This window comes from Castellaniella daejeonensis (assembly GCF_039523555.1).
In the GTDB taxonomy this organism is placed as follows: Bacteria; Pseudomonadota; Gammaproteobacteria; order Burkholderiales; family Burkholderiaceae_B; genus Castellaniella; species Castellaniella daejeonensis.
Window position 1 is genome coordinate 65,620 of record NZ_BAAAFN010000009.1, and the last position, 19,777, is coordinate 85,396.

21 protein-coding genes are annotated in these 19,777 nt (G+C 67.0%); 6 read left to right on the top strand and 15 right to left on the bottom strand.

From position 1 onward, the window contains the following. Positions 1–17: 17 nt before the first annotated feature. From erpA to pmbA, 7 genes are all read right to left on the bottom strand, one after another. Positions 18–383, bottom strand: a complete 366-nt coding sequence (erpA, locus tag ABD022_RS06170; RefSeq protein ID WP_325126749.1) for an iron-sulfur cluster insertion protein ErpA — start codon at positions 381–383, stop codon at positions 18–20. Beyond that, the gene (locus ABD022_RS06175; protein ID WP_325126748.1) at positions 380–1,123 is read right to left on the bottom strand and encodes a DUF6776 family protein; all 744 of its coding nucleotides are present in this window, start codon (positions 1,121–1,123) and stop codon (positions 380–382) included. The genes erpA and ABD022_RS06175 overlap by 4 nt, the downstream gene beginning before the upstream one ends. Positions 1,124–1,142: 19 nt before the next feature. Further along, positions 1,143–2,207, bottom strand: coding sequence for an N-acetyl-gamma-glutamyl-phosphate reductase (gene argC, locus ABD022_RS06180; protein ID WP_325126747.1), 1,065 nt, complete (start codon positions 2,205–2,207; stop codon positions 1,143–1,145). Positions 2,208–2,415: 208 nt separating this feature from the next. After that, positions 2,416–2,808, bottom strand: a complete 393-nt coding sequence (gene rpsI / locus ABD022_RS06185) for a 30S ribosomal protein S9 (RefSeq protein WP_325126745.1) — start codon at positions 2,806–2,808, stop codon at positions 2,416–2,418. 12 nt (positions 2,809–2,820) lie between these two features. After that, complete coding sequence (gene rplM, locus ABD022_RS06190; protein ID WP_043685031.1) at positions 2,821–3,249, bottom strand: 50S ribosomal protein L13; 429 nt, start codon at positions 3,247–3,249, stop codon at positions 2,821–2,823. A gap of 285 nt (positions 3,250–3,534) precedes the next feature. Next, positions 3,535–4,632 (bottom strand): TRAP transporter substrate-binding protein, encoded by a 1,098-nt coding sequence (locus ABD022_RS06195; RefSeq protein WP_325126741.1) that lies wholly within the window; start codon positions 4,630–4,632, stop codon positions 3,535–3,537. A gap of 113 nt (positions 4,633–4,745) precedes the next feature. Beyond that, positions 4,746–6,113: a metalloprotease PmbA gene (gene pmbA / locus ABD022_RS06200; RefSeq protein ID WP_343820485.1), complete on the bottom strand. Its 1,368-nt coding sequence runs from the start codon at positions 6,111–6,113 to the stop codon at positions 4,746–4,748. A 77-nt stretch (positions 6,114–6,190) separates the two neighbouring features. On the opposite strand from pmbA, the gene yjgA reads away from it, so the two are divergent. Further along, positions 6,191–6,751: a ribosome biogenesis factor YjgA gene (gene yjgA, locus ABD022_RS06205; RefSeq protein ID WP_325126822.1), complete on the top strand. Its 561-nt coding sequence runs from the start codon at positions 6,191–6,193 to the stop codon at positions 6,749–6,751. Continuing rightward, the gene (locus ABD022_RS06210) at positions 6,748–7,425 is read left to right on the top strand and encodes an alpha/beta hydrolase (protein ID WP_343820486.1); all 678 of its coding nucleotides are present in this window, start codon (positions 6,748–6,750) and stop codon (positions 7,423–7,425) included. Before yjgA ends, ABD022_RS06210 begins: the two co-directional genes overlap by 4 nt. 42 nt (positions 7,426–7,467) lie before the next feature. On the opposite strand, the gene ABD022_RS06215 is transcribed toward ABD022_RS06210, so the two are convergent. Next, a complete protein-coding gene (locus tag ABD022_RS06215; protein WP_325126733.1) occupies positions 7,468–9,915 on the bottom strand; it encodes a bifunctional acetate--CoA ligase family protein/GNAT family N-acetyltransferase in 2,448 nt (815 codons plus the stop codon). 120 nt (positions 9,916–10,035) lie between these two features. On the opposite strand from ABD022_RS06215, the gene gltX reads away from it, so the two are divergent. Next, positions 10,036–11,445 carry a glutamate--tRNA ligase gene (gene gltX, locus ABD022_RS06220; RefSeq protein WP_325126731.1) on the top strand — a complete coding sequence of 470 codons (1,410 nt, stop codon included), beginning with the start codon at positions 10,036–10,038 and terminating at the stop codon, positions 11,443–11,445. 3 nt (positions 11,446–11,448) lie between these two features. On the opposite strand, the gene ABD022_RS06225 is transcribed toward gltX, so the two are convergent. Further along, positions 11,449–11,940: a hypothetical protein gene (locus ABD022_RS06225; protein WP_325126729.1), complete on the bottom strand. Its 492-nt coding sequence runs from the start codon at positions 11,938–11,940 to the stop codon at positions 11,449–11,451. A 135-nt stretch (positions 11,941–12,075) separates the two neighbouring features. Between ABD022_RS06225 and ABD022_RS06230 the strand changes: the two genes are divergently transcribed. From ABD022_RS06230 to ABD022_RS06240, 3 genes are all read left to right on the top strand, one after another. Beyond that, the gene (locus ABD022_RS06230) at positions 12,076–12,516 is read left to right on the top strand and encodes a CopD family copper resistance protein (protein ID WP_325126727.1); all 441 of its coding nucleotides are present in this window, start codon (positions 12,076–12,078) and stop codon (positions 12,514–12,516) included. 232 nt (positions 12,517–12,748) lie between these two features. Further along, positions 12,749–13,480, top strand: a complete 732-nt coding sequence (locus tag ABD022_RS06235; protein WP_343820488.1) for a histone H1-like DNA-binding protein — start codon at positions 12,749–12,751, stop codon at positions 13,478–13,480. Between the two features lie 157 nt (positions 13,481–13,637). Beyond that, the gene (locus ABD022_RS06240) at positions 13,638–14,204 is read left to right on the top strand and encodes a YggT family protein (RefSeq protein ID WP_325126723.1); all 567 of its coding nucleotides are present in this window, start codon (positions 13,638–13,640) and stop codon (positions 14,202–14,204) included. A 166-nt stretch (positions 14,205–14,370) separates the two neighbouring features. On the opposite strand, the gene ABD022_RS06245 is transcribed toward ABD022_RS06240, so the two are convergent. The 6 genes from ABD022_RS06245 to accB are packed head-to-tail and all read right to left on the bottom strand — an operon-like array spanning position 14,371 to position 19,664. Beyond that, entirely contained in the window at positions 14,371–14,868 is a 498-nt protein-coding gene (locus ABD022_RS06245; RefSeq protein ID WP_325126721.1) for an outer membrane lipoprotein, read from the bottom strand. A 40-nt stretch (positions 14,869–14,908) separates the two neighbouring features. Beyond that, a complete protein-coding gene (locus ABD022_RS06250) occupies positions 14,909–15,856 on the bottom strand; it encodes a carbohydrate kinase family protein (RefSeq protein WP_325126719.1) in 948 nt (315 codons plus the stop codon). A gap of 15 nt (positions 15,857–15,871) precedes the next feature. Continuing rightward, positions 15,872–16,921, bottom strand: a complete 1,050-nt coding sequence (locus ABD022_RS06255) for a zinc-ribbon and DUF3426 domain-containing protein (RefSeq protein WP_325126716.1) — start codon at positions 16,919–16,921, stop codon at positions 15,872–15,874. Positions 16,922–16,936: 15 nt separating this feature from the next. Next, positions 16,937–17,851, bottom strand: a complete 915-nt coding sequence (gene prmA, locus ABD022_RS06260; protein WP_325126713.1) for a 50S ribosomal protein L11 methyltransferase — start codon at positions 17,849–17,851, stop codon at positions 16,937–16,939. A gap of 8 nt (positions 17,852–17,859) precedes the next feature. Continuing rightward, entirely contained in the window at positions 17,860–19,206 is a 1,347-nt protein-coding gene (gene accC / locus ABD022_RS06265) for an acetyl-CoA carboxylase biotin carboxylase subunit (RefSeq protein WP_325126711.1), read from the bottom strand. A 5-nt stretch (positions 19,207–19,211) separates the two neighbouring features. Beyond that, complete coding sequence (gene accB, locus ABD022_RS06270) at positions 19,212–19,664, bottom strand: acetyl-CoA carboxylase biotin carboxyl carrier protein (protein ID WP_325126708.1); 453 nt, start codon at positions 19,662–19,664, stop codon at positions 19,212–19,214. Between the last annotated feature and the right edge of the window lie 113 nt (positions 19,665–19,777).

The following is a 19,777-nucleotide window of genomic DNA, read 5'->3' on the forward strand; positions in this document are numbered from 1 at the left end:
CGCCGCGGCGGGCCGGGTCAGGGCGAGAACGAGGAACCGCAGCCGCAGGTGGTGTTGGCGTTGGGATTGCGGATGACGAACTGCGAGCCTTCCAGGTCGTCCTTGTAGTCGATTTCGGAACCGACCAGGTACTGGAAGCTCATGGGGTCCACCAGCAGCTGGACGCCGTTGCGCTCGATGGTGGTGTCGTCTTCGGCGACATCCTCGTCGAAGGTGAAGCCGTACTGGAATCCCGAGCAGCCGCCACCCTGGACGAAGACCCGCAGCTTCAGACCGGGGTTGTTTTCCTCGATCAGCAGTTCGCGGACCTTGGCGGCGGCGGCGTCGGTGAAGATCAGAGGGCTGGGCGGAACGTCGAGATCCGCGTGTTCGATGGTGCTCAAGGCAAAACTCCTGCGCGTTCGGGTGGCGCGCGATTCAAGTCGGCATCCTGGGAAGCCCGGACCGTGTCGCCTTCGAGGATTTCGAGGCGGACCGACTGGATGGCGAGATCCGGCACACGCTGCAGGACGCCCGTGCTGCGCTGGAACTGGTCGAAGACCAGGGCCAGCGGATCCGCCCCCGGGGCGGATGCTGTGGTCTCGCCGGCGGCAGGGGCCACCGGCGGGCTCAATTCGATTTTAACGGCTTTGCCCTGCGAACGGCCATTGGCCACGAATCGCATGCGGCCTTTGAAGGGCTCGGCCTGGGGCGCGGCGTTGCGCGTCAGCAGCACCCGATAGCGCAGGAATTCGCCATCGGCCTGGATATCGAAGGCCCGCACCGCCACGGCGCCCGCCGGACCCGGGGGAATCAACTGCTCGTAGAAGGCCAGCTGGTTGCGGGTGCGGCCCAGCTCCTGCTGCAGTTCGGCGTTCTTGTCCTGGAGCACGCGCTGGGTGCCTGCCTGGACCTCGGCCTGGCTGCGCAGGGCCGCCAGATCGGTCTGCGCCCCGACCAGATCGGCCTGCAGGGATTCGACCTGGGACCGCAGGGCTACGAGCGCCTCGCGATCCCCGGAATGCATGCCGAAATGCATGGCCAGCGCGCCAATGACGAACACCACCGCCAGCAGCATGAGCCGGGAAAGGACGCGCACCAGCCAGAAGCTGAAGCCGCCGCGCGCCGCAGAGGATTGCGTCATGCGGGCATCTCCGGGAAGGTCAGGGCAGCACCGCCACGTGCTGCAGGCCGGTGGTTTCCGGCAGGCCGAACATCAGGTTCATGTTCTGCACGGCCTGGCCTGCAGCGCCCTTGACGAGGTTGTCCTGGACCACCAGGACAACCAGCGTGTCGCCGCCGGCAGGCCGGTGCACGGCGATGCGCAGCATGTTCGAGGCACGCACCGAGCGCGTCTGCGGCAGGCTGCCCGCCGGCATGACGTCCACGAAGGGCTCGCCGGCGTAGCGCTGCTCGTACAGTGCCTGGAAATCGGTGTCCAGGGCTTCCGGCAGGATGCGCAGGTACAGGGTGGAGAACATGCCGCGGATCATGGGCACCAGGTGCGGCACGAAAGTCAGGCCCACCGGCGCGCCCGCGATACGGGCGAGGCACTCGGAAATTTCGGGATGATGGCGGTGTCCGGCCACCCCGTAGGCCGCGAAGTTGTCGGCGGCCTCGGAAAACAGGGAGCCGACCTGCGTCTTGCGCCCCGCCCCCGACACGCCGGACTTGGAGTCGGCGATGACGTGCGTGGTGTCGACCAGGGGCCGGCCGGCCTGCAGCACCGGGGCCAGCCCGAGCAGGACCGTGGTCGGATAGCAGCCGGGATTGCCCACGACACGCGCCTGGCGGATGCGGTCGCGGTCCAGTTCGGGCAGGCCGTAGACGGCTTCCTTGAGCACGTCGGGGCTGCTGTGAGGCATCTTGTACCACTGCTGGAAGGTATCGACGTCCTGCAGGCGGAAATCGGCCGCTAGGTCGATCACCCGCACGCCGTGTTCCAGCAGGCCGTGCGCCTGTTCCATGGCCACGCCATGCGGCGTGGCGAAGAACACCACGTCGCACTGGTCCAGCGCGGCTTCTTCGGGCGTCTGGAAGCGCAAGTCCACGTGCCCCCGCAGATTGGGGAACATGTCGGCCACCGGCATCCCCGATTCCTTGCGGGACGTGATGGCATGCAGCTGGACGCCGGGATGCTGCGACAGCAAGCGCAGCAGTTCCACGCCCGTGTAGCCGGTCCCGCCGACGATGCCGGCCTTGATGCGCGATGCGGAATTCGTGGTCATGCGATGGAATCCTGTTGACTATCCGGAAAATGATCCGCCGGCCGCAAGGCGGACTGGGGGATTTCCCTGAATTATGGCACGCGCACGCACGCTGCGGCCCCGATAGCGGTCCGGGGCCCGGCATGCCGGCGCGCCAAGCAAAAAACCCCGGCCCGAGGCCAGGGTTTCCTGCACTGCATGCCGAGCGGCAAGCCGCCCGGATGCCGGATCAGCGCTTGCTGAACTGCTTGCGCCGACGAGCCTTGTGGAAGCCGACCTTCTTGCGCTCGACTTCGCGGGCGTCGCGGGTGACCAGACCCGCCTGCTTCAGCGGCGACTTCAGGGTTTCGTCGTAGTCGATCAGGGCACGCGTGATGCCGTGACGCACGGCACCGGCCTGTCCGGATTCGCCACCGCCATGGACGTTGACGTGGAAGTCGAACGATTCCAGGTGGTTGGTGACTTCGAGCGGCTGACGCACGACCATGCGGCCGGTTTCGCGCGCGAAGTATTCATCGACGGGGCGACCGTTGACGATGATCTTGCCCGTGCCTTTTTTCAGGAACACCCGCGCCACAGACGTCTTGCGGCGGCCAGTGCCGTAATTCCAGTTACCGATCATGATGGCCTATCCTCAGAAGTCCAGGGGTTGCGGCTGCTGCGCGGTGTGCGGGTGCTCGGCACCGGCATAGACCTTCAGCTTCTTTGCCATGGCGTAGCCCAGAGGACCCTTGGGCAGCATGCCCTTGACTGCCTTCTGCAGGGCACGGCCGGGGAAGCGCTGCTGCATCTTCTGGAAGTTGGTTTCCGTGATCCCGCCCGGATAGGTGGAGTGACGGTAGTAGCGCTTGTCTTGCGCCTTGGCGCCCGTGACGACGATATCGGCGGCATTGATGACGACGATGTAATCGCCCGTATCCACGTGCGGCGTGAATTCCGGTTTGTGCTTGCCACGCAGGCGGCGTGCGACTTCGCTGGCCACACGGCCCAGGACCTTGCCCTTGGCGTCGATCACAAACCAGTCACGCTTGACTTCATGCGGCTTGGCCACAAAGGTCTTCATGATGGTGTTCCTGATGAAATGAATGAAAGGATTTTCGCTTGACCCGCCAAGGCTTTATGAAGAGCCCGGAAAAGACCGGATCCGTAGCCCGTACGGTGATGAACCAAAACGAAAATCCTACCATTGTACACGGACCGGGCAGTGCATACAAACCCGCCGGGATCCGGATCGCCAGGCCCAGGGGCGGGCCGGCTGGATGAGACGCCGGCACCCGCAGCTTCGCGAAGATGAAAAAAGGGGGCGCTCCCAGCGGAGCCCCCCCCTTTTCCGGGCAGCCGGAGAGGATTACTTCTTCCGGGCCAGGGCCGCGCCCAGGTAGTTGTCGTAGGAACCTTCGGCCACACGGAACCAGGGCACGATGTTGTCGCGGAAGGCCATGTAGTTGTCGAAGATCTTCTTGAATCCGGGATCCTTGTCGCAGAATTCCTTGTAGACCTGGTTGGAGGCCTCGAACGACGCGTCCATGACTTCGCGCGGGAAGCTCTTGAGCACGGCGCCCCCAGCGATCAGACGGCGCAGGGCTTCGGGGTTGTGGGCGTCGTAGTCCTGGACCATCTTCGCGCCCGCGGCGCGCGAGGCGACGTCGATGACACGCTGGTAGGCCTTGGGCAGTTCGGCATAGGCCTTGTCGTTGACGTACAGCGACACCTGGGCCGAGCCTTCCCACCAGCCCGGGTAGTAATAGTATTTGGCGACCTTCTGGAAGCCCAGCTTTTCGTCATCCACGGGGCCGACGAATTCCACGGCATCCAGCGCTCCCTTTTCCAGGGACGGGTAGATATCGCCGGGGGGAATCTGCTGGGGAATCACGCCCAGGCGAGAAAGGACTTCGCCCGCAAAGCCGGCCGTGCGCATCTTCAGGCCCTTCAGGTCTTCGACCGACTTGATTTCCTTGCGGTACCAGCCTCCCATCTGGGTGCCGGTATTGCCCAGGGGGAAGTTGACGATGCCGCGCGGCGCGAAGAGTTCGCGCATCAGCTTCAGGCCGTCGCCTTCGTACATCCAGGCGTTCATCTGGCGCACGTTCAGCCCGAAGGGCACCGCCGTGTCGAAGCAGAAGGAGGGGTCCTTGCCATAGTAGTAGTAGGACGCGGTCTGGCCGCATTCCACGGTGCGGTTGCCGACGGCATCCATCACGCCATAGCCCGGCACCAGCTCGCCGGCCGGGTACAGCCGGATGTTGAAGTTCCCGTCGGTGATTTCCTTGACCATGTCGCAGAACATCTGGGCCGTCGAGAAGAGCGGCGGCAGCGACGGTCCGTAGGTCGAGGTCATCTTCCAGTTGATCTGGGGGGCCGACTGGGCGATGGCCGGGGCGGCCACTGCCGCCGTGCCTGCCACCGCGCCCAGACCCGCCTTTTTCAGAAATGCGCGACGCTGCATGATGAAGGATCTCCTGTCTGTTGGAATATTTGGTATCGAGTGCTACCCAGCCCCTGGATATTACACTGCGCGCCCCCGCGCTGCACGCGGCACCGCACGGAAAACCGCGTGGTCTAAAGCCCGGCGACGGACATGCGCTCGATCAGCACCGAGCCGGTGGATTTGGCGCCCCGCGCATGGACATCGGCACCCACGGCGACGATCTGGCGGAACATCTCGGCCAGGTTGCCGGCGATGGTGATTTCCTGGACGGGGTGGCTGATGACGCCATCCTGCACCCAGTAGCCGAAGGCCCCGCGCGAATAATCGCCGGTGACGTAATTGACCCCCTGACCGATGAGCTCGGTGACCAGCAGGCCAGTGCCCATCCGGCGCAGCATCGCGGGCAGGTCGTCGTCGGGCCGGGTCAGGCGCGAGCGCAGGCTGAGGTTGTGCGAGCCGCCCGCGTTGCCGGTGGTCGACAGGCCCAGCTTGCGCGCCGTGTAGGTGGACAGGAAATAGCCCGTCAGCACGCCTTGGTCCACTACCCGGCGGGCCTGCGGGCGGATGCCTTCGGCATCGAACGGCGAGCTGCCCAGGGCACCGGGAATGTAGGGATTCTCGACCACGTCCAGGTGATCGGCCAGGACGGGCTTGCCCAAGGCATCCAGCAGGAAGCTGGCCTTGCGGTAGAGCGCGCCGCCGCTGGCGGCCTGGACCAGCGCGCCCAGCAGGCCGACGGCCAGGGGTGCCTCGAACAGCACCGGGTACTGACCGGTCTTGACCGGGCGCGCACCCAGGCGCGACAGGGCGCGTTCCGCCGCGTAGCGGCCGACCTCGGCCGGGGCGGCCAGATCGCCGGACCGGCGCGCGGATGTGTACCAGTAGTCCCGCTGCATGCCATCGCCGCTGCCGGCGATGGGCGCCACCGAGAGGCTGTGGCGCGAATAGGGATAGCCCCCGAGGAAGCCGCGCGAATTGCCCAGGACGAAGTGGCCTTCCATGGTGTCCAGGGAAGCGCCCTCGGAATTGGTGATCTGCCGGCTGGTCGCCAGTGCGGCGCGTTCCGCCTGGATCGCCAGGCGGGCCGCCCCCTGGGCATCAATGGACCAGGGGTGATGCAGGTCCAGATCCGGATAATGCAGGGCGAAGAGCTCGGGCTCGGGCAGGCCGGCGGCCGGGTCTTCGGCCGTGTAGCGGGCAATGTGCCAGGCCGCGTCCACGGTGCGCCGCAGGGCATCGGGCGAAAAATCGGACGTCGAGGCCGATCCCCGGCGCTGGCCGGCGAAGACCGTGACGGCCATCGACCGGTCGCGGGTCTGCTCGATGGTTTCGATCGACCGATGGCGGACCGAAACCGACAGCCCCCTGCTTTCGGAGATTTCCACGGCGGCATCCGTGGCGCCGGCCTGTTTCGCGTGGCGCAGCGCATCGCCGACCAGCTCGCGGAACTGGGCCTGCTGGGCGGGGACATCGAGGAAATCGTCGGGTCGTTGGTTCATGCAAAATCCGCTGGGGTCGAGACGGTTATTCGAGACGGTTATCATAGACAATCACGGACCATTTTATGCCCGAACCCATGGACGACACGCCCCTGTCCGCCCCGCCGGACGACTTTTCCGACAGCCGGCGGCCCAGCAAATCCCAGATCAAGCGCGACATGCACGCCCTGTTGGACCTGGGCCGCGAACTGATCGCCCTGCCCCCCGCCAAGCTGGCCCAGCTGCCGCTGGAAGAGCCGCTGCGCGAGGCCATCGCCCTGGCGCAGCGCATCCACAGCAACGAAGGACGCCGCCGCCAGGTGCACTACGTCGGCAAGCTGATGCGCCAGGCCGACGCCCAGGCCCTGCGCGCCCAGCTCGACGCATGGGCCAACGGATCGCGCGAGGAAACCCGCGCCATGCACCGGCTCGAGGATCTGCGCGACCGCCTGATCGACAGCGACGACGCCCTGACCCAGTTGCTGGAACGCTTTCCCGGCCTGGACATCCAGGCCCTGCGCGCCCAGATCCGCTCCGCGCGCAAGGAAGCCCGCGACAACGCCGCCCTGCCCCAGGGCCGCGAACCGGCGCGCAAGCACTACCGCGCCCTGTTCCAGACCCTGAAAACCCTGAATTTCGAGGATGAGACCGCACGATGACCACGGCCCCGGAACTGGAAACCGTCGAACGCACGACAGGGCCCGAACCCACGCACAGCGTGATCTGGCTGCATGGCCTGGGTGCCGATGGCCATGACTTCGAGCCCATCGTGCCGGAGTTCTCCCCTCCGGGGCTGCCGGCGCTGCGCTTCGTGTTCCCACACGCGCCGGTGCGGCCGGTGACGCTGAACCAGGGCCTGCCGATGCGCGCCTGGTACGACCTGTACGGCCTGGACCGCGACGCGCGCGAAGACATCGACGGCCTGCGGGCCGCCCGCCATGCAGTCACCGAGCTGATCGAACGCGAGAACCGGCGCGGCGTTCCCGCCGAACGCATCGTGCTGGCGGGCTTCTCGCAAGGCTGCGCAATGGCCCTGTACACCGGCCTGCGCCATCCGGAGCGCCTGGCCGGCCTGATCGGCCTGTCGGGCTATCTGCCGCTGCGCAACACCCTGCCCGCGGAACGCCACCCCGCCAATGCGGACACGCCGGTCTTCATGGCGCACGGCACGATGGACATGGTGGTGCCCATCACCTATGCCGAAACCAGCCGCGATGCGATGACCGCGCAGGGACAGCAGGTGGAATGGCACACCTATCCGATGCCGCATGGCCTGCACCCGCAGGAACTCGACGACACCCGGGCATTCCTGTCACGGGTGACAGGCGCCTGAGACGTCCGTCAGAACCGGACGCTTCAGGCGCCGCAACGGCGTTCAGGCGTCCAGCGGCATCCAGAGCCGGCGCATGCCGGGATCCGACTCGTCGGGATCGTTGCGCATGCCCAGGGACGTCATCAGGCCCAGCATGGGCCGGTTGGTCGCCAGCACGATGCCTTCCAGGTAACCCAGGCCCTGGCGGCGCGCGACGTCGAGCAGGCTGTGCATCAACGCCGCGCCGACGCCTCGCCGCTGCCAGTCGTCGGCAATCACCAGGGCGTATTCCGCGCCCTGGCCGTCTGCGTTGCGCAGGTAGTGCGCGAAACCCACGATGCGCTCGCGCAGCAGGCCGCGGTTTTCCGGATTGGACACCTGCGTGGTGGCAACCAGCGCGACTTCCCGGTCGTAGTCGATGCGGGTGTAGCGCGCCAGCATGCGCGGGGTCAGTTCGCGCAGCATCGACACGAACCGCATGTAGCGAGATTCGTCGGACAGGTCTCGCACGAATTCCTGCAGCAGCACGGCGTCCTCGGGACGGATGGGCCGCAGCAGCCATTCCTGCCCGTCGTTCCGGACCATCGGCTGGACCAGGCGGCGCGGGTAGGGATGGATCGCCATGTGGCGATAGGCGCGGTTCTCGGGGCGCTCGCCATCGTAGTTCGGATCCAGCCCGACCCGGATGCCGCCGACATACAGGCTGGTGTCATCCCACCAGATCGGATCGATCGACAGCGTGCGGATGCCGGGCAGTTCGCTGACGATCTCGGAGATCCGCTCCAGCGCTTCGCGCAACTGCTCGAAGGCGGCCGGGCTGAGGTCGCGCTCCAGCACGCGCGACCAGAACTTGCCCCGCTGGATCAGCTGGCGCGCCAGGTAGTTGTTCAACGGCGGCAGCTCGATTTCCCGGTGGGGGGATGCCAGCCGCGCGGCATCGCCGCCCGGGCCGAACTGCATGTACGGACCGAAACGGGCGTCCTGGCGCACGTGGATGGCCATGGGCACACGTTCGCGGGCGTCGTCGGGCACAGGCTGTTCGTCCAGCCGGATCGGCACATGGAAGCAGTCCAGCAGCCAGCGGCAGCTGGACTGGTCCAGTTCGGAGCGGCCCGACATGATGGCGTCGTTGAGCAGCGCCCGCGCCTCGTCCAGCCGCGGGGGCCGGCTGAGCATTTCCGGCGGCAGCGTCTGCTGCGCCATGGTCTGGTTGTACTGATAGGACGCCATGATGCCGAAGGCATTGGCGGCCGATTCCGGCGTGCGGAAGGCTGGCAGCCCGACCGAATCCAGCCGATGGCGCTGGGAACGCATCGAGGCATCGCCCAGGAAACAGGAGATGATGGGCTTGGCGGAAGCCTCGGAAAACCGGGCCAGGGCTTCGGCGGCGCCATCCATGTCCGACAGGGCATCGGGCGCGATCAGCACCAGCACGCCGTCCACATTGGTGTCGCCCGCCAGCACGCCCAGGGCCTGCTGCAGCCGCGCCGGATCCAGCGGCGCATGGCTGATGACGGGATTGCCCAGGGCCGCGCCCGGCTCGAGGATCGCGGCCAGGTCGCGCCGCGTCTGCATGGACAGCTCGGCCCGAGACACCGGGCCGCTGCCGCCGACCACATCCAGCGCCAGGTGGGCTGCGCCGTAGCCATTGGAAAACAGCGCGATGCGGCGCCCCCGCTGGCGCTTGGCATGGACGAGTACCTTCAGTGCCGAAAAGAGCTGCACGAAGAACCGGATCCGCACCGCGCCGGTGCGCCGCACCAGCGCGTCGAACACCGCATCGGCAGCCGGGTCCTTGTCCGAGCGGCCGGCCTTCAGCAGGATGACCGGCTTGACGCTCGCGGCCGCCATCAGCGCGCTGGTGAAGCGCCGCGAGGAATCGGCCTCTTCGAGGTACAGCACGATGCTGTCCGTGCGCGGATCCATCGACAGGTATTCCAGGACCTCGGCCACGGTGACGCCGTCGGCGTCGCCGGCCGACACCACGGCGGAAAAGCCGAGCTGGATGTCGCCCGCCCAGTCCAGTACGGCGGCGGCCACCATGCGGGACTGGGCCACCAGGGCAACCCGGCCCACGGGCGCCCCGTTCGGATCGAGTCCGAGATTCAGCCCCAGGTGCGGGCGCTGGACGCCCAGGGCGCCCGGACCGAGCACCAGGCAACCGTTCATCCGCCCCCAGGACTGGCAGTAGGCGCGGGTTTCGATGGGATCGTCGGCCGGCGTCGGGTGCGGCAACAGCACCAGGGCGCGCGGCCGGTGCTGCTTGAGCGCCCCCAGGGCAGCCGGCAGATGGGCCGGGTCCAGGCACAGCAACGCCATGTCCAGGCGCTGGTCTTCCTGCAGGAAATCAAGACGGCCGGGCATCTGCCAACGGCCGTCGTCCCCGATCCGCACGTCGGCGATCCGTCCCTTGAGCAGGGCCGGTGGTGTCCGCACGACGGGCAGTTCGCGGGAACTCAGGATCAGCAGTGAACGCGGCTCGAACAAAGCCGCCAGGCGGTGGCGCAGCATGGAAAAGGCTCCGGACGCCCCCGAATGGGTCGTCCCTTAAAATAGCATATCGACCTTCCGATTCTACAGGGGTTCCCCGGCATTTTGTTGCACTGCACCAACCCCATCCGATACATCGCCATGACCGCATCTTCCTCGCGCCCCGTGCGCACACGCTTTGCCCCGTCTCCCACCGGCTACCTGCACCTGGGCGGCGCCCGCACCGCCCTGTTTTCCTGGGCCTTCGCCCGCCACTACGGCGGCACCTTCGTGCTGCGCATCGAGGACACGGACCTGGAACGCTCCACGCCCGAAGCCGTGCAGGCCATCCTGGACGGCATGCAATGGCTGGATCTCAAGGCCGACGAGGGGCCGTTCTACCAGATGCAGCGCATGGACCGCTACCGCGAGGTGATCGCCGACATGCTCGAAAAGGGCACGGCCTACTATTGCTACAGCACGCCCGAGGAAGTCGAGGCCATGCGCGAGCGTGCGCGTGCCATCGGCGCCAAGCCGCGCTACGACGGCACCTGGCGCCCCGAGCCCGGCAAGACCCTGCCGCCGATCCCGGCCGGCGTGAAGCCCGTGGTGCGCTTCCGCAGTCCGCAGGACGGCGTCACCGCCTGGGACGACCTGGTCAAGGGCCCCATCAGCTTCGACAACGGCGAGCTCGACGACCTGGTCATCGCCCGCCCCGACGGCACGCCCACCTACAACTTCTGCGTCGTGGTCGACGACTGGGACATGCGCATCACCCACGTCATCCGCGGCGACGACCACGTCAACAACACGCCGCGCCAGATCAACATCCTGCGCGCCCTGGGTGGCGAACTGCCCCGCTACGGCCACGTGCCGATGATCCTGGGCCCGGACGGCGAAAAACTGTCCAAGCGCCACGGCGCCGTCAGCGTCATGGAATACGACCGCATGGGCTACCTGCCCGAGGCCATGGTCAACTACCTGGCGCGGCTGGGCTGGAGCCACGGCAACGACGAGCTCTTCACGCGCGAGCAATTCGTGGAATGGTTCGATCCGCGCAATCTCAGCCGCTCGGCAGCCCAGTGGGATCCGAAGAAACTGAACTGGGTCAACGCCCACGCGATGCGCACGCTGGACCTGGCCGACCTGGCCGGCCGCGTCGCGCCGCGCATCGTTCGCCGGGGCGGCGATCCCGCATCGGCCGATCTGCCGGCCATCGTGTCGCTGCTGCGCGACCGCTGCGAGACACTGGAAGAACTGGCCGAAGGCGCCATGCTGTTCTGCGGCCCCTACACGCCGGCCGACGATGCCTTGCGCGCGGAAGTCATGGACGACACGGCGAAGACCTTGCTGGACGACTTCCGCCAGCGGGCCGGTGCCCTGCCGGACTGGACCGAGGCCGAACTCGATGGCCTGATCAAGGCCATCCTGAAGGACCACGGGGCCAAGATGCCCAAGCTGGCGATCCCCCTGCGAGTGGCGGTCACCGGCCACAAGCACACACCATCCATCGGCGCCGTGCTGGCGCTACTGGGCCGGGAAACCGTGCTGGGCCGCCTGGACCGGCCCTGAGACCTAGAAAGGCAGCCGGTAGCCCGGCGACATGCGCCGCGCCTTCACGGCGCCGTCCGGGCCCTGCAGGCGCAGTTCCGTCGCATTGGCCCGGTCCACGCGATAGCGGTTGGTGTAGATCGGATCATCCAGGTTGACGGGCGAGCCGTTCGATTCCAGCGTGCGCAGGATCAGCGTCTGCCCGTCGCGCGACCAGCAGCCGGATTCATACAGCCCCTGCGATGGCGCGCGCGGACGCTTGATCTGCTCGACATAGCTCATGGTTCCGTCGGGATTCAGCGTGTAAAGCGTGCGCAGTGCGCCCGCAACGCCTTTCTGCGAACTGACCGACAGCCAGTTGCCGACCAGAGGATCCCCCGCCACCGCCGCCACGCAGGAAGGTCGTGCGGTCGCCGGTTCGGCCGGCGGCTGGGCAGGCTTGATCGGCGCGCAGGCGGCCAGAGTGCCCAGAACGGCCGCGCACGCGGCCCAGGCATGAATACGAATGCGATCCATTGCTTGATTCCCATCCATGACAAATGTCATTTGATACCCGGGATCGGCGCAGGGGCGCAGGCCGGCGTGCCGGACTTCAGGCCTACAATTTCCCGGTGCGCACGCGTTCCGCGGGCAAGTCACCATTCTACCGACATGAGCCACTCACTACTCGTTACGCTGCACCTGTTTGCCGCCATCCTGTTCGTCGGCACGGTGTTCTTCGAAGTCCTCATCCTCGAAGGCATCCGCAAGCCGCTCGGCCGCGAAGCCATGCGCAACGTCGAGTTGGCGATCGGACGCCGGGCGCGGCGCATCATGCCCTTTGCCATGATCGTGCTGTTCGGCGCAGGCCTGGGCATGGCCTGGCAATTCCGCGAAGCGCTCGCGCATCCCTTCGCCAGCAGCTTCGCCACGCTGCTGTGGATCAAGATCATCCTGGCCTTCAGCGTGCTGGGGCATTTCATTACCGCAATGACACTCAGCGGCACCGGCAAACTGAAGTCCCGCCATTTTCAGATCATTCACCTGAGTGTTTTCTGCCACGTCATCCTGATCGTATTCCTCGCCAAAGCCATGTTCTACCTGCACTGGTAGGCACGTCGCCAGTAAAAAGAACGCGTCTTTTTCGAGACAGGCACGATCGAATATCGATCCCGCTGCGCGCCGCACCGGGAATAATGCTTGGAACGCGACATGGCTTACGCTAGACTTGAAGGCGTGCATTATTCGTGATATTGCACGCCTGCGCCATTTGAGATGAGCCGCGCATCCGGCGGGGGTCATATCAAATGGGTGGACACTCTCTTCGATCCCAAGGAGCATGACGATGGCAACCGCCAAAAAGGCCTCTGTCACACCGGCCAAGAAAACCGCAGCCCCGAAGTCCGCATCCAAACCGGCCGCCAAGAAGTCCGCCCCGGCCACCAAGAAAACCTCCCCCGCAAAGAAAGCCGCTCCCGCCAAGAAGGCCGCTGCCAAGAAAGCCGCGCCCGTGAAGGCCGCTGCCAAGAAAGCAGCACCCGCGAAAAAGGCGGTCGTGAAGAAAGCCGCACCGGCCAAGAAAGCCGCACCGGCCAAGAAAACCGCCGTGAAGACTGCAGCCAAGAAAGCGGCGCCCAAGACGGCGGTCGCAAAGAAAGCGGCACCGGCAAAAAAAGCAGCACCCGCCAAAAAGGCCGCGGCTAAAAAGGCCGTAGCCAAAAAGGCCGTAGCCAAAAAGGCGGCACCGGCGAAAAAGGCGCCCGCCAAAAAAGCGGCACCGGCCAAGAAGGCAGCAGCCAAAAAAGCCGCGCCCGCGAAAAAGGCGGCACCGGCGAAAAAGGCCGCCAAGAAAGCCACGGTGAAAACCGCCGCCGCGAAAAAGGCGCCGGCGAAAAAAGCCACCGCCAAGAAGTCGCCCGCAAAGGCCGCGCCCAAGGCGCCTGCAAAAAAAGCGCCGAAGCCTGCAGCCGCCAAGCCCGAGCCTGCCCCGAGCAAGCCTGCCGCTCCGGCACCCGAAGCCCGCACGGACGTCAACCCGGCAGGCTCCTGGCCGTTCCCCACCGCGAAGCGCCCCTGAGCGCATCGCACCCGCCCCGCCCGGGGCGGGAACGGCCTTCCACACCTCAGGCCCGGCGGTATCCGCCGGGCCTGTTCATTCGCCGGTCTTGCATTCGCCAGACGAGGGCGCTTGATGCGACAATGACCGCTTCTTTTCCGCAGTTCACGAGCACCGCATGGCCCAAGACATCCTGCAATTCCTGATCGACATTGTTTTCCAGCTCTTCGGCATCGGCCTGATCCTGCGGGCCTGGATGTTCGCCATCCGCCTGCATCCATTCAACCCGTTCTCGCAGGCCATCCTGCGCGCCACCGACTGGCTGGTGCAGCCGATCCGGCGCATCGTGCCCGGCAGCGGCCGGTTCGACTGGCCCAGCATCCTGGCCTGCTGGATCACGGCGGTCCTGTACCTGCTGCTGACCTGGCTGGTCGCCATGGGCGGCCTGATGCCTTCCGCCTCGACCATCGGCCCCCTGCTGCTGTCCGGCTTGCTGGTCGGCCTGAAGTGGCTGTTCAACGTGATCGTCTGGGTGACGCTGATCCAGGCCATCCTGTCCTGGATCAACCCCCTGTCGCCCATCATGCCGGTGCTCTACACCCTGACCGCGCCGCTGCTCGATCCCATCCGCCGGCTGCTGCCGCGCATGGGCGGGCTGGACCTGTCGCCCCTGGTGCTTCTGGTGCTGGCGCAGATCGCCATGATGGTGCTGAACCACCTGGTGTTCACGACCTTCGGCGCCTGACCGGATCGGCATTCAGTCCGATCACAAGGCGGGAAGCCGAAGACAGTGCTGTTGCACGGCGAGGCGAACCAACGCTGTGATCGGACTGAATGCCGATCCGGCGCCGCGGCACCAAGACAAAGGCCCGGCATTCGCCGGGCCTTTGTGCATCCGGAATCCGGATCGATTACATCGGCACCACGCGGGTGGGACCGCCGCCGCTGATGACCTGGACGCGCTGGCCGGAACTGAGCGCCACGTCGGCCGCCTGGGCGATCACGCGGGTCTCGCCGTTGTCCAGGCGTACCGTGATTTCCAGGCCGTTGGTCTTGTTGACCTGGTTTTCGACCGCATTGCCGGCCAGGCCGCCAAGCAGGGCGCCGCCGATCGAGGTGAGGATCTGACCGCGGCCGCCGCCGATGGCGCTGCCGGCCACCCCGCCCAGCGCCGCGCCGCCGATCGCGCCGACCCCGGAGGACTTGTCGGACTGGATGACCACGGGCCGCACGGACACCACGGTGCCGTAGCGCACGATCTGTTCTTGCTGGGCCTGGCCGTAGGTGTAGACGGAGCTGGAAGCGGACTGGCTGGCGCAGCCGGCCAGGACGAGCAGCGAAAGGGAAACACCGGCGGCGGCGGTCAGGCGCGCCGCGCGGGAAGAAAGAGCATGCGTGAGGATCGCCATGGCTGGACTCCTGGAGTGAAAAAGGGGGGCCGTATCCGGATCAGGCGAGCATGCCCGCATCGATGCCGTAATGCTGTTGCAGCGCCGCCGCGATGTCGGTACGCGACGGGCTGTGATTCTGCGGACCTCTATGGGCGATTTTAAAGCCCCCCATGACGTTCGCCAAGCAACAGGCATCCCGCAGTGACCAGCCATTCGCCAGGCCGTACAGCAGGCCGGCGCGGTGCGCGTCGCCGCATCCGGTCGGGTCCACGACCCGCTCAACGGGCGGGGCCGGGATGTCGGTGCGCTCATCGCCGACGAACAGCGAGGCACCTTCGCCGCCCCGGGTCACCACCACGGCCTGCAGGCCGGCAGCAAGTTCCTGGACGGACCGCCCCATGCGCTCTTCGATCACGCTGGCTTCATAGTCGTTGGCGGTCAGGATGCTGGCCATGCCCAGCATGCGCTGCAGATCGCCGCCGTCGAACAGGGGCATGGCCTGCCCCAGGTCGAAGATGAAGGGGATGCCTTCGGCCCGCAGGCGCTCGGCATGGCTGAACATGCCGTCCTTGGAATCGGGCGAGACGATGGCCCAGCATGCGGCGTTGCCGCTCAGGTCGTTTTCGGCCGAACGCAGCATCGCGCCGGGGTGGAACGAGGCGATCTGGTTGTTTTCCTGGTCCGTGATGATGTGGCACTGCGCCGTGTAGGTATCCGGCAGCACGCGCACCAGGCGGGTATCGATGCCCAGGTCGCGCAGGCGCTGCAGATAGCCGTCGGCATCCTGGCCCACGGTGCCGACAGGCACGGGCTGGCCGCCCAGCAGCTTCAGGCTGTAGGCGATATTGCCCGCGCAGCCGCCGTATTCCTTGCGCAGCGAAGGCGCGAAGAACGAGACGCTGAGAGACTTGATGCTGTCGGCCAGGATGTGGTCGCGGAAGCGGCCCTCGAACACGGCAATGGTGTCGAAGGCGATGGAACCGCAGATCAGGACGTCCTTGGACATGGGGATGGAATTCCTTCAGGGATAGAAGAGATCGAGCTGGTAGCCGTTGATGCGGATACCGCTCAGGGTGAGGGGCACGCGCACCAGGACTTCGCCGCGGGCGGCAAAGGGCTGGGCGGCGCGCGCCGCCCCCAGGTATTCGGCCGGCGAAAGATTGCGGCGCACCAGCAGGGTGCCGGCCGCATCCTTCAGGTCGAGGATCAGGGTGGGCCATTCCTGGGGCTGTTCGGCCAGGTTGCGCAGGGTCACGTGCAGCACGAAATGCTGCTCGGAAGGTTCCTGGTCGGCGGGCCTGTCGGCCATGGCGCCGTCATCGGCCGCCTTCAGCGAAGACCCCGTGATGGCGATCCGGGCGATGTCCCTGGCATAGGGCACCTGGCAACGCAGCGGCTCGCAGGCCCGCTCGAGCGCGGGTCTCAGGGCCGGCACCATGCGGGCGATGTCGGCCCGATAGACATAGACGGCCTGCGCGGCCAGCAGGATCAGCAGCAGGACGAACAGCAGCCGGGCACAGAACCTCAGCAGGGCATCCCACCAGCCGTAGGCGTCCTCGTCGCGCAGCAGGGGCGCCGCGGACCCGCCCTGGCTGCGATGTCCCGGCCTGGGTTCGACCACGAAGGGGGCCTCCTGGGCGGGCGGATCGTCCATGCCCGCATCATCGGGTGCACCGCCTGCATCGGGCACCCACCCTTCATCGGCCAGGATTTCCTCGACGGGACGCGTACCCGCGCGGACGGCCGGTTCCCCGATGCGGGGCTCGGGCCGATCGTCTGGCCAGGGCGCCACGCCGATGCGGAACGCGGGCGTGAACTCGGACGGCGGGGCCGGGGACCGGCCGGGGCGGATCACCTGGGGCGCGGGAGCGGCCGGCGGTTCGGGGACGTTGGCGGGCGGTGGCGGCGGAGCGGCGGCCGGGGCGGCGGAGGCATCCGAGACCACCTCGGCATAGCCATCGAAGATATGGGCGCACTGCACGCAACGGATGTAGCCCTTGCGCAATTGCAGATCCGACAGGCCCGCCTGGAACACGGTCCCGCATTTCGGGCAGCGCGTGGTCAGGTCCATCACCGCCGCGCTCCGTCAGGCCTTGCGTCCCGTCAGGCAGACCCAGCCGTCGCGGGCCTCCCAGACGCGCAAGGGCAGGTACGGTGCGTAGGCCTGGCAGACCTCATCCGCCTGGCGTTCCAGCACGCCGGACAGCGCCAGCCAGCCGCCGGGCGCCACGCGGGCGGCCAGCATCGGGGCCAGGATCTTGAGCGGGTTGGACAGGATGTTGGCGACCACCACCCGGCTGGTGCCGGCGGGCAGGTCGTCGGGCAGGCAGGCCTGCACGTCCACGCCATTGGCGGCCGCGTTGCGGGCCGTGGCCAGCACCGCCTGCTCGTCGATGTCCACGCCCTGGGTCGGTCCGGCCCCCAGCAGGCGCGCGGCGATCGCCAGGATGCCGGAACCGCAGCCGTAGTCCAGCACGGTCTCGCCGCCCTGCAGATGGGCCGCCAGCCATTCCAGGCACAGGTGCGTGGTGGGATGGCTGCCGGTGCCGAAGGCCAGGCCGGGGTCGAGCTCGATGCGCACGATGCCGTCGCGGGCGCCGGCCGGGGGCAGCCCGGCGTCGTCCCGGTGCCAGCTCGGCACGATCCAGATGCGTTCGCTGACCACGATGGGACCGAACTGGGACTGCGTCAGGCGCACCCAGTCGGCATCGGGCACGTCGCGCAGGAACCAGTCGTCCTGCCCGGGCGCCGGTCCGGCCAGGCCGTCCAGCGAGGCCAGCAGATGGGCCGGATCGTCGCCGTCGGCCAGCAGGGCCACCAGGCGGTTGCGCCGCCAGGCCTGGACCTCGGGTTCCGTGCCGGGTTCGCCGAACAGCGCCTGCTCGTGTTCGGTATCGCCGTCGGCATCCTCGACCGACACCGACAGGGCGCCGGCTTCCAGGAGCGCGTCCGACCAGGCCTCGGCCTGGCTTTCCACGCAGTTGAGCACCAACTCTCGCATGCCGGACCTCAGGTGCGCGCAGCGAGTTTCTGTTCGAGATAGTGGATGCTGGTGCCGCCTGCGACGAACCGGGCATCCTGCATCAACTCGCGATGCAGCGGAATGTTGGTATGCACCCCCTCGACGATCATTTCGGACAGGGCGATGTCCATGCGCATGATCGCCTGGTGGCGGTCGTCGCCGTAAGCGATGAGCTTGGCGATCATCGAGTCATAGAAAGGCGGCACGGTGTAGCCGGTGAACACGTGCGAGTCCATGCGCACGCCCGGGCCGCCCGGCGTGTGCCAGTTGGTGATCTTGCCCGGGCTGGGCGTGAACTTGTAGGGGTCCTCGGCATTGATCCGGCATTCGATCGCATGGCCGTGCAGATGGATGTCGCGCTGGCGCAGGGTGAATTTCTCGCCGGCTGCGATGCGCAGCTGCTGCTGGACCAGGTCGATGCCGGTGATCATTTCGGTGATCGTGTGCTCGACCTGGATACGGGTGTTCATCTCGATGAAGAAGAATTCCCCGTTTTCGTACAGGAATTCGAAGGTGCCGGCGCCGCGATAGCGCATCTGGCGGCAGGCTTCGGCGCAGCGCTCGCCGATGCGCTCGACCAGCGCGCGGTCGATGCCGGGCGCGGGCGCTTCTTCGATGATCTTCTGGTGGCGGCGCTGCATGGAGCAGTCGCGCTCGCCCAGCCAGACAGCCTTGCCCTCGCCGTCGGCCAGCACCTGGATCTCGATGTGCCGGGGGTTTTCCAGGAACTTCTCGAGATAGACCTCGGGGTTGTTGAAGGCGGCACCGGCTTCGGTGCGCGTCATGGCCACCGCGTTGAGCAGGGCGGCCTCGGTATAGACCACCCGCATGCCGCGCCCGCCGCCACCGCCCGCGGCCTTGATGATGACCGGATAGCCGACGTCGGCGGCGATGCGCATGATTTCCTTGGGGTCGTCGGGCAGCGCGCCGCCCGAGCCCGGCACGACCGGCACACCCGCGGCGATCATCGCCTGCTTGGCGCTGACCTTGTCGCCCATGGTGCGTATGCTTTCGGGACGCGGTCCGATGAAGACGAAACCGCTCTTTTCCACCCGTTCCGCGAAATCGGCGTTTTCCGACAGGAAGCCGTAGCCGGGGTGGATGGCCTCGGCGTCTGTGACTTCGGCGGCCGAGATCAGCGCGGGCATGTTCAGATAGCTGTCGCGCGGCGTGGCGGGCCCGATGCAGACGGATTCATCGGCCAGGCGCACGTACTTGGCCTCGCGGTCGGCCTCGGAATGCACGACCACGGTCTTGACGCCCAGTTCGCGGCAGGCACGCAGGATCCGAAGGGCGATTTCGCCGCGATTGGCGATCAGGATTTTTTCGAACATGGCGTTCAGGCGATGATGAACAGAGGCTGGCCGTATTCGACCGGTTCGCCGTTTTCGACGAGGATTTCCTTGATCACGCCGGACTTGTCGGCCTCGATCTCGTTCAGCAGCTTCATCGCCTCGATGATGCACAGGGGATCGCCTTCCTTGACGGCCTGGCCGACTTCGACGAAGGCGGGGGCGTTCGGGTTGGGCGCGCGGTAGAAGGTGCCGACCATCGGCGCCTTGACCTGGTGACCCTGCGGAACGGCGGGCGCCGGGGCGGCAGCGGCAGCGGGCGCGGCGGCGGGCGCAGCCACGACCTGGGCGGGGGCAGCGGCAGCGGCGACCGGGGCGGGCGCGGCAACCTGGGAAAACTTCACGATGCGGACCTTGCCTTCACCCTCGGTGATTTCCAGTTCGGCGATGCCCGAATCGGCCACCAGGTCGATCAGCGTTTTCAGTTTTCGGAGATCCATGACGATAAATTCCTGTGTGCTGGCCCAATCGTGAGGGGCCGTTCGATGATCGGATCCGGACGGCAGAAACAAATGCGCCGTCGGTCCGGCCCCGACGCTGCGGGGAGAATCCA

What these genes read in the sequence shown, in the direction of transcription:
- accC (WP_325126711.1), bottom strand. Translation starts at nt 19,206, where the DNA reads ATGTTCGAAAAAATCCTGATCGCCAATCGCGGCGAAATCGCCCTTCGG.
- ABD022_RS06250 (WP_325126719.1), bottom strand. Translation starts at nt 15,856, where the DNA reads ATGTCCAAGGACGTCCTGATCTGCGGTTCCATCGCCTTCGACACCATT.
- prmA (WP_325126713.1), bottom strand. Translation starts at nt 17,851, where the DNA reads ATGCGAGAGTTGGTGCTCAACTGCGTGGAAAGCCAGGCCGAGGCCTGG.
- rpsI (WP_325126745.1), bottom strand. Translation starts at nt 2,808, where the DNA reads ATGATCGGTAACTGGAATTACGGCACTGGCCGCCGCAAGACGTCTGTG.
- ABD022_RS06235 (WP_343820488.1), top strand. Translation starts at nt 12,749, where the DNA reads ATGGCAACCGCCAAAAAGGCCTCTGTCACACCGGCCAAGAAAACCGCA.
- ABD022_RS06255 (WP_325126716.1), bottom strand. Translation starts at nt 16,921, where the DNA reads ATGGACCTGACCACGCGCTGCCCGAAATGCGGGACCGTGTTCCAGGCG.
- argC (WP_325126747.1), bottom strand. Translation starts at nt 2,207, where the DNA reads ATGACCACGAATTCCGCATCGCGCATCAAGGCCGGCATCGTCGGCGGG.
- ABD022_RS06225 (WP_325126729.1), bottom strand. Translation starts at nt 11,940, where the DNA reads ATGGATCGCATTCGTATTCATGCCTGGGCCGCGTGCGCGGCCGTTCTG.
- ABD022_RS06245 (WP_325126721.1), bottom strand. Translation starts at nt 14,868, where the DNA reads ATGGCGATCCTCACGCATGCTCTTTCTTCCCGCGCGGCGCGCCTGACC.
- accB (WP_325126708.1), bottom strand. Translation starts at nt 19,664, where the DNA reads ATGGATCTCCGAAAACTGAAAACGCTGATCGACCTGGTGGCCGATTCG.
- yjgA (WP_325126822.1), top strand. Translation starts at nt 6,191, where the DNA reads ATGGACGACACGCCCCTGTCCGCCCCGCCGGACGACTTTTCCGACAGC.
- ABD022_RS06240 (WP_325126723.1), top strand. Translation starts at nt 13,638, where the DNA reads ATGGCCCAAGACATCCTGCAATTCCTGATCGACATTGTTTTCCAGCTC.
- gltX (WP_325126731.1), top strand. Translation starts at nt 10,036, where the DNA reads ATGACCGCATCTTCCTCGCGCCCCGTGCGCACACGCTTTGCCCCGTCT.
- ABD022_RS06215 (WP_325126733.1), bottom strand. Translation starts at nt 9,915, where the DNA reads ATGCTGCGCCACCGCCTGGCGGCTTTGTTCGAGCCGCGTTCACTGCTG.
- rplM (WP_043685031.1), bottom strand. Translation starts at nt 3,249, where the DNA reads ATGAAGACCTTTGTGGCCAAGCCGCATGAAGTCAAGCGTGACTGGTTT.
- ABD022_RS06195 (WP_325126741.1), bottom strand. Translation starts at nt 4,632, where the DNA reads ATGCAGCGTCGCGCATTTCTGAAAAAGGCGGGTCTGGGCGCGGTGGCA.
- ABD022_RS06210 (WP_343820486.1), top strand. Translation starts at nt 6,748, where the DNA reads ATGACCACGGCCCCGGAACTGGAAACCGTCGAACGCACGACAGGGCCC.
- pmbA (WP_343820485.1), bottom strand. Translation starts at nt 6,113, where the DNA reads ATGAACCAACGACCCGACGATTTCCTCGATGTCCCCGCCCAGCAGGCC.
- ABD022_RS06230 (WP_325126727.1), top strand. Translation starts at nt 12,076, where the DNA reads ATGAGCCACTCACTACTCGTTACGCTGCACCTGTTTGCCGCCATCCTG.
- ABD022_RS06175 (WP_325126748.1), bottom strand. Translation starts at nt 1,123, where the DNA reads ATGACGCAATCCTCTGCGGCGCGCGGCGGCTTCAGCTTCTGGCTGGTG.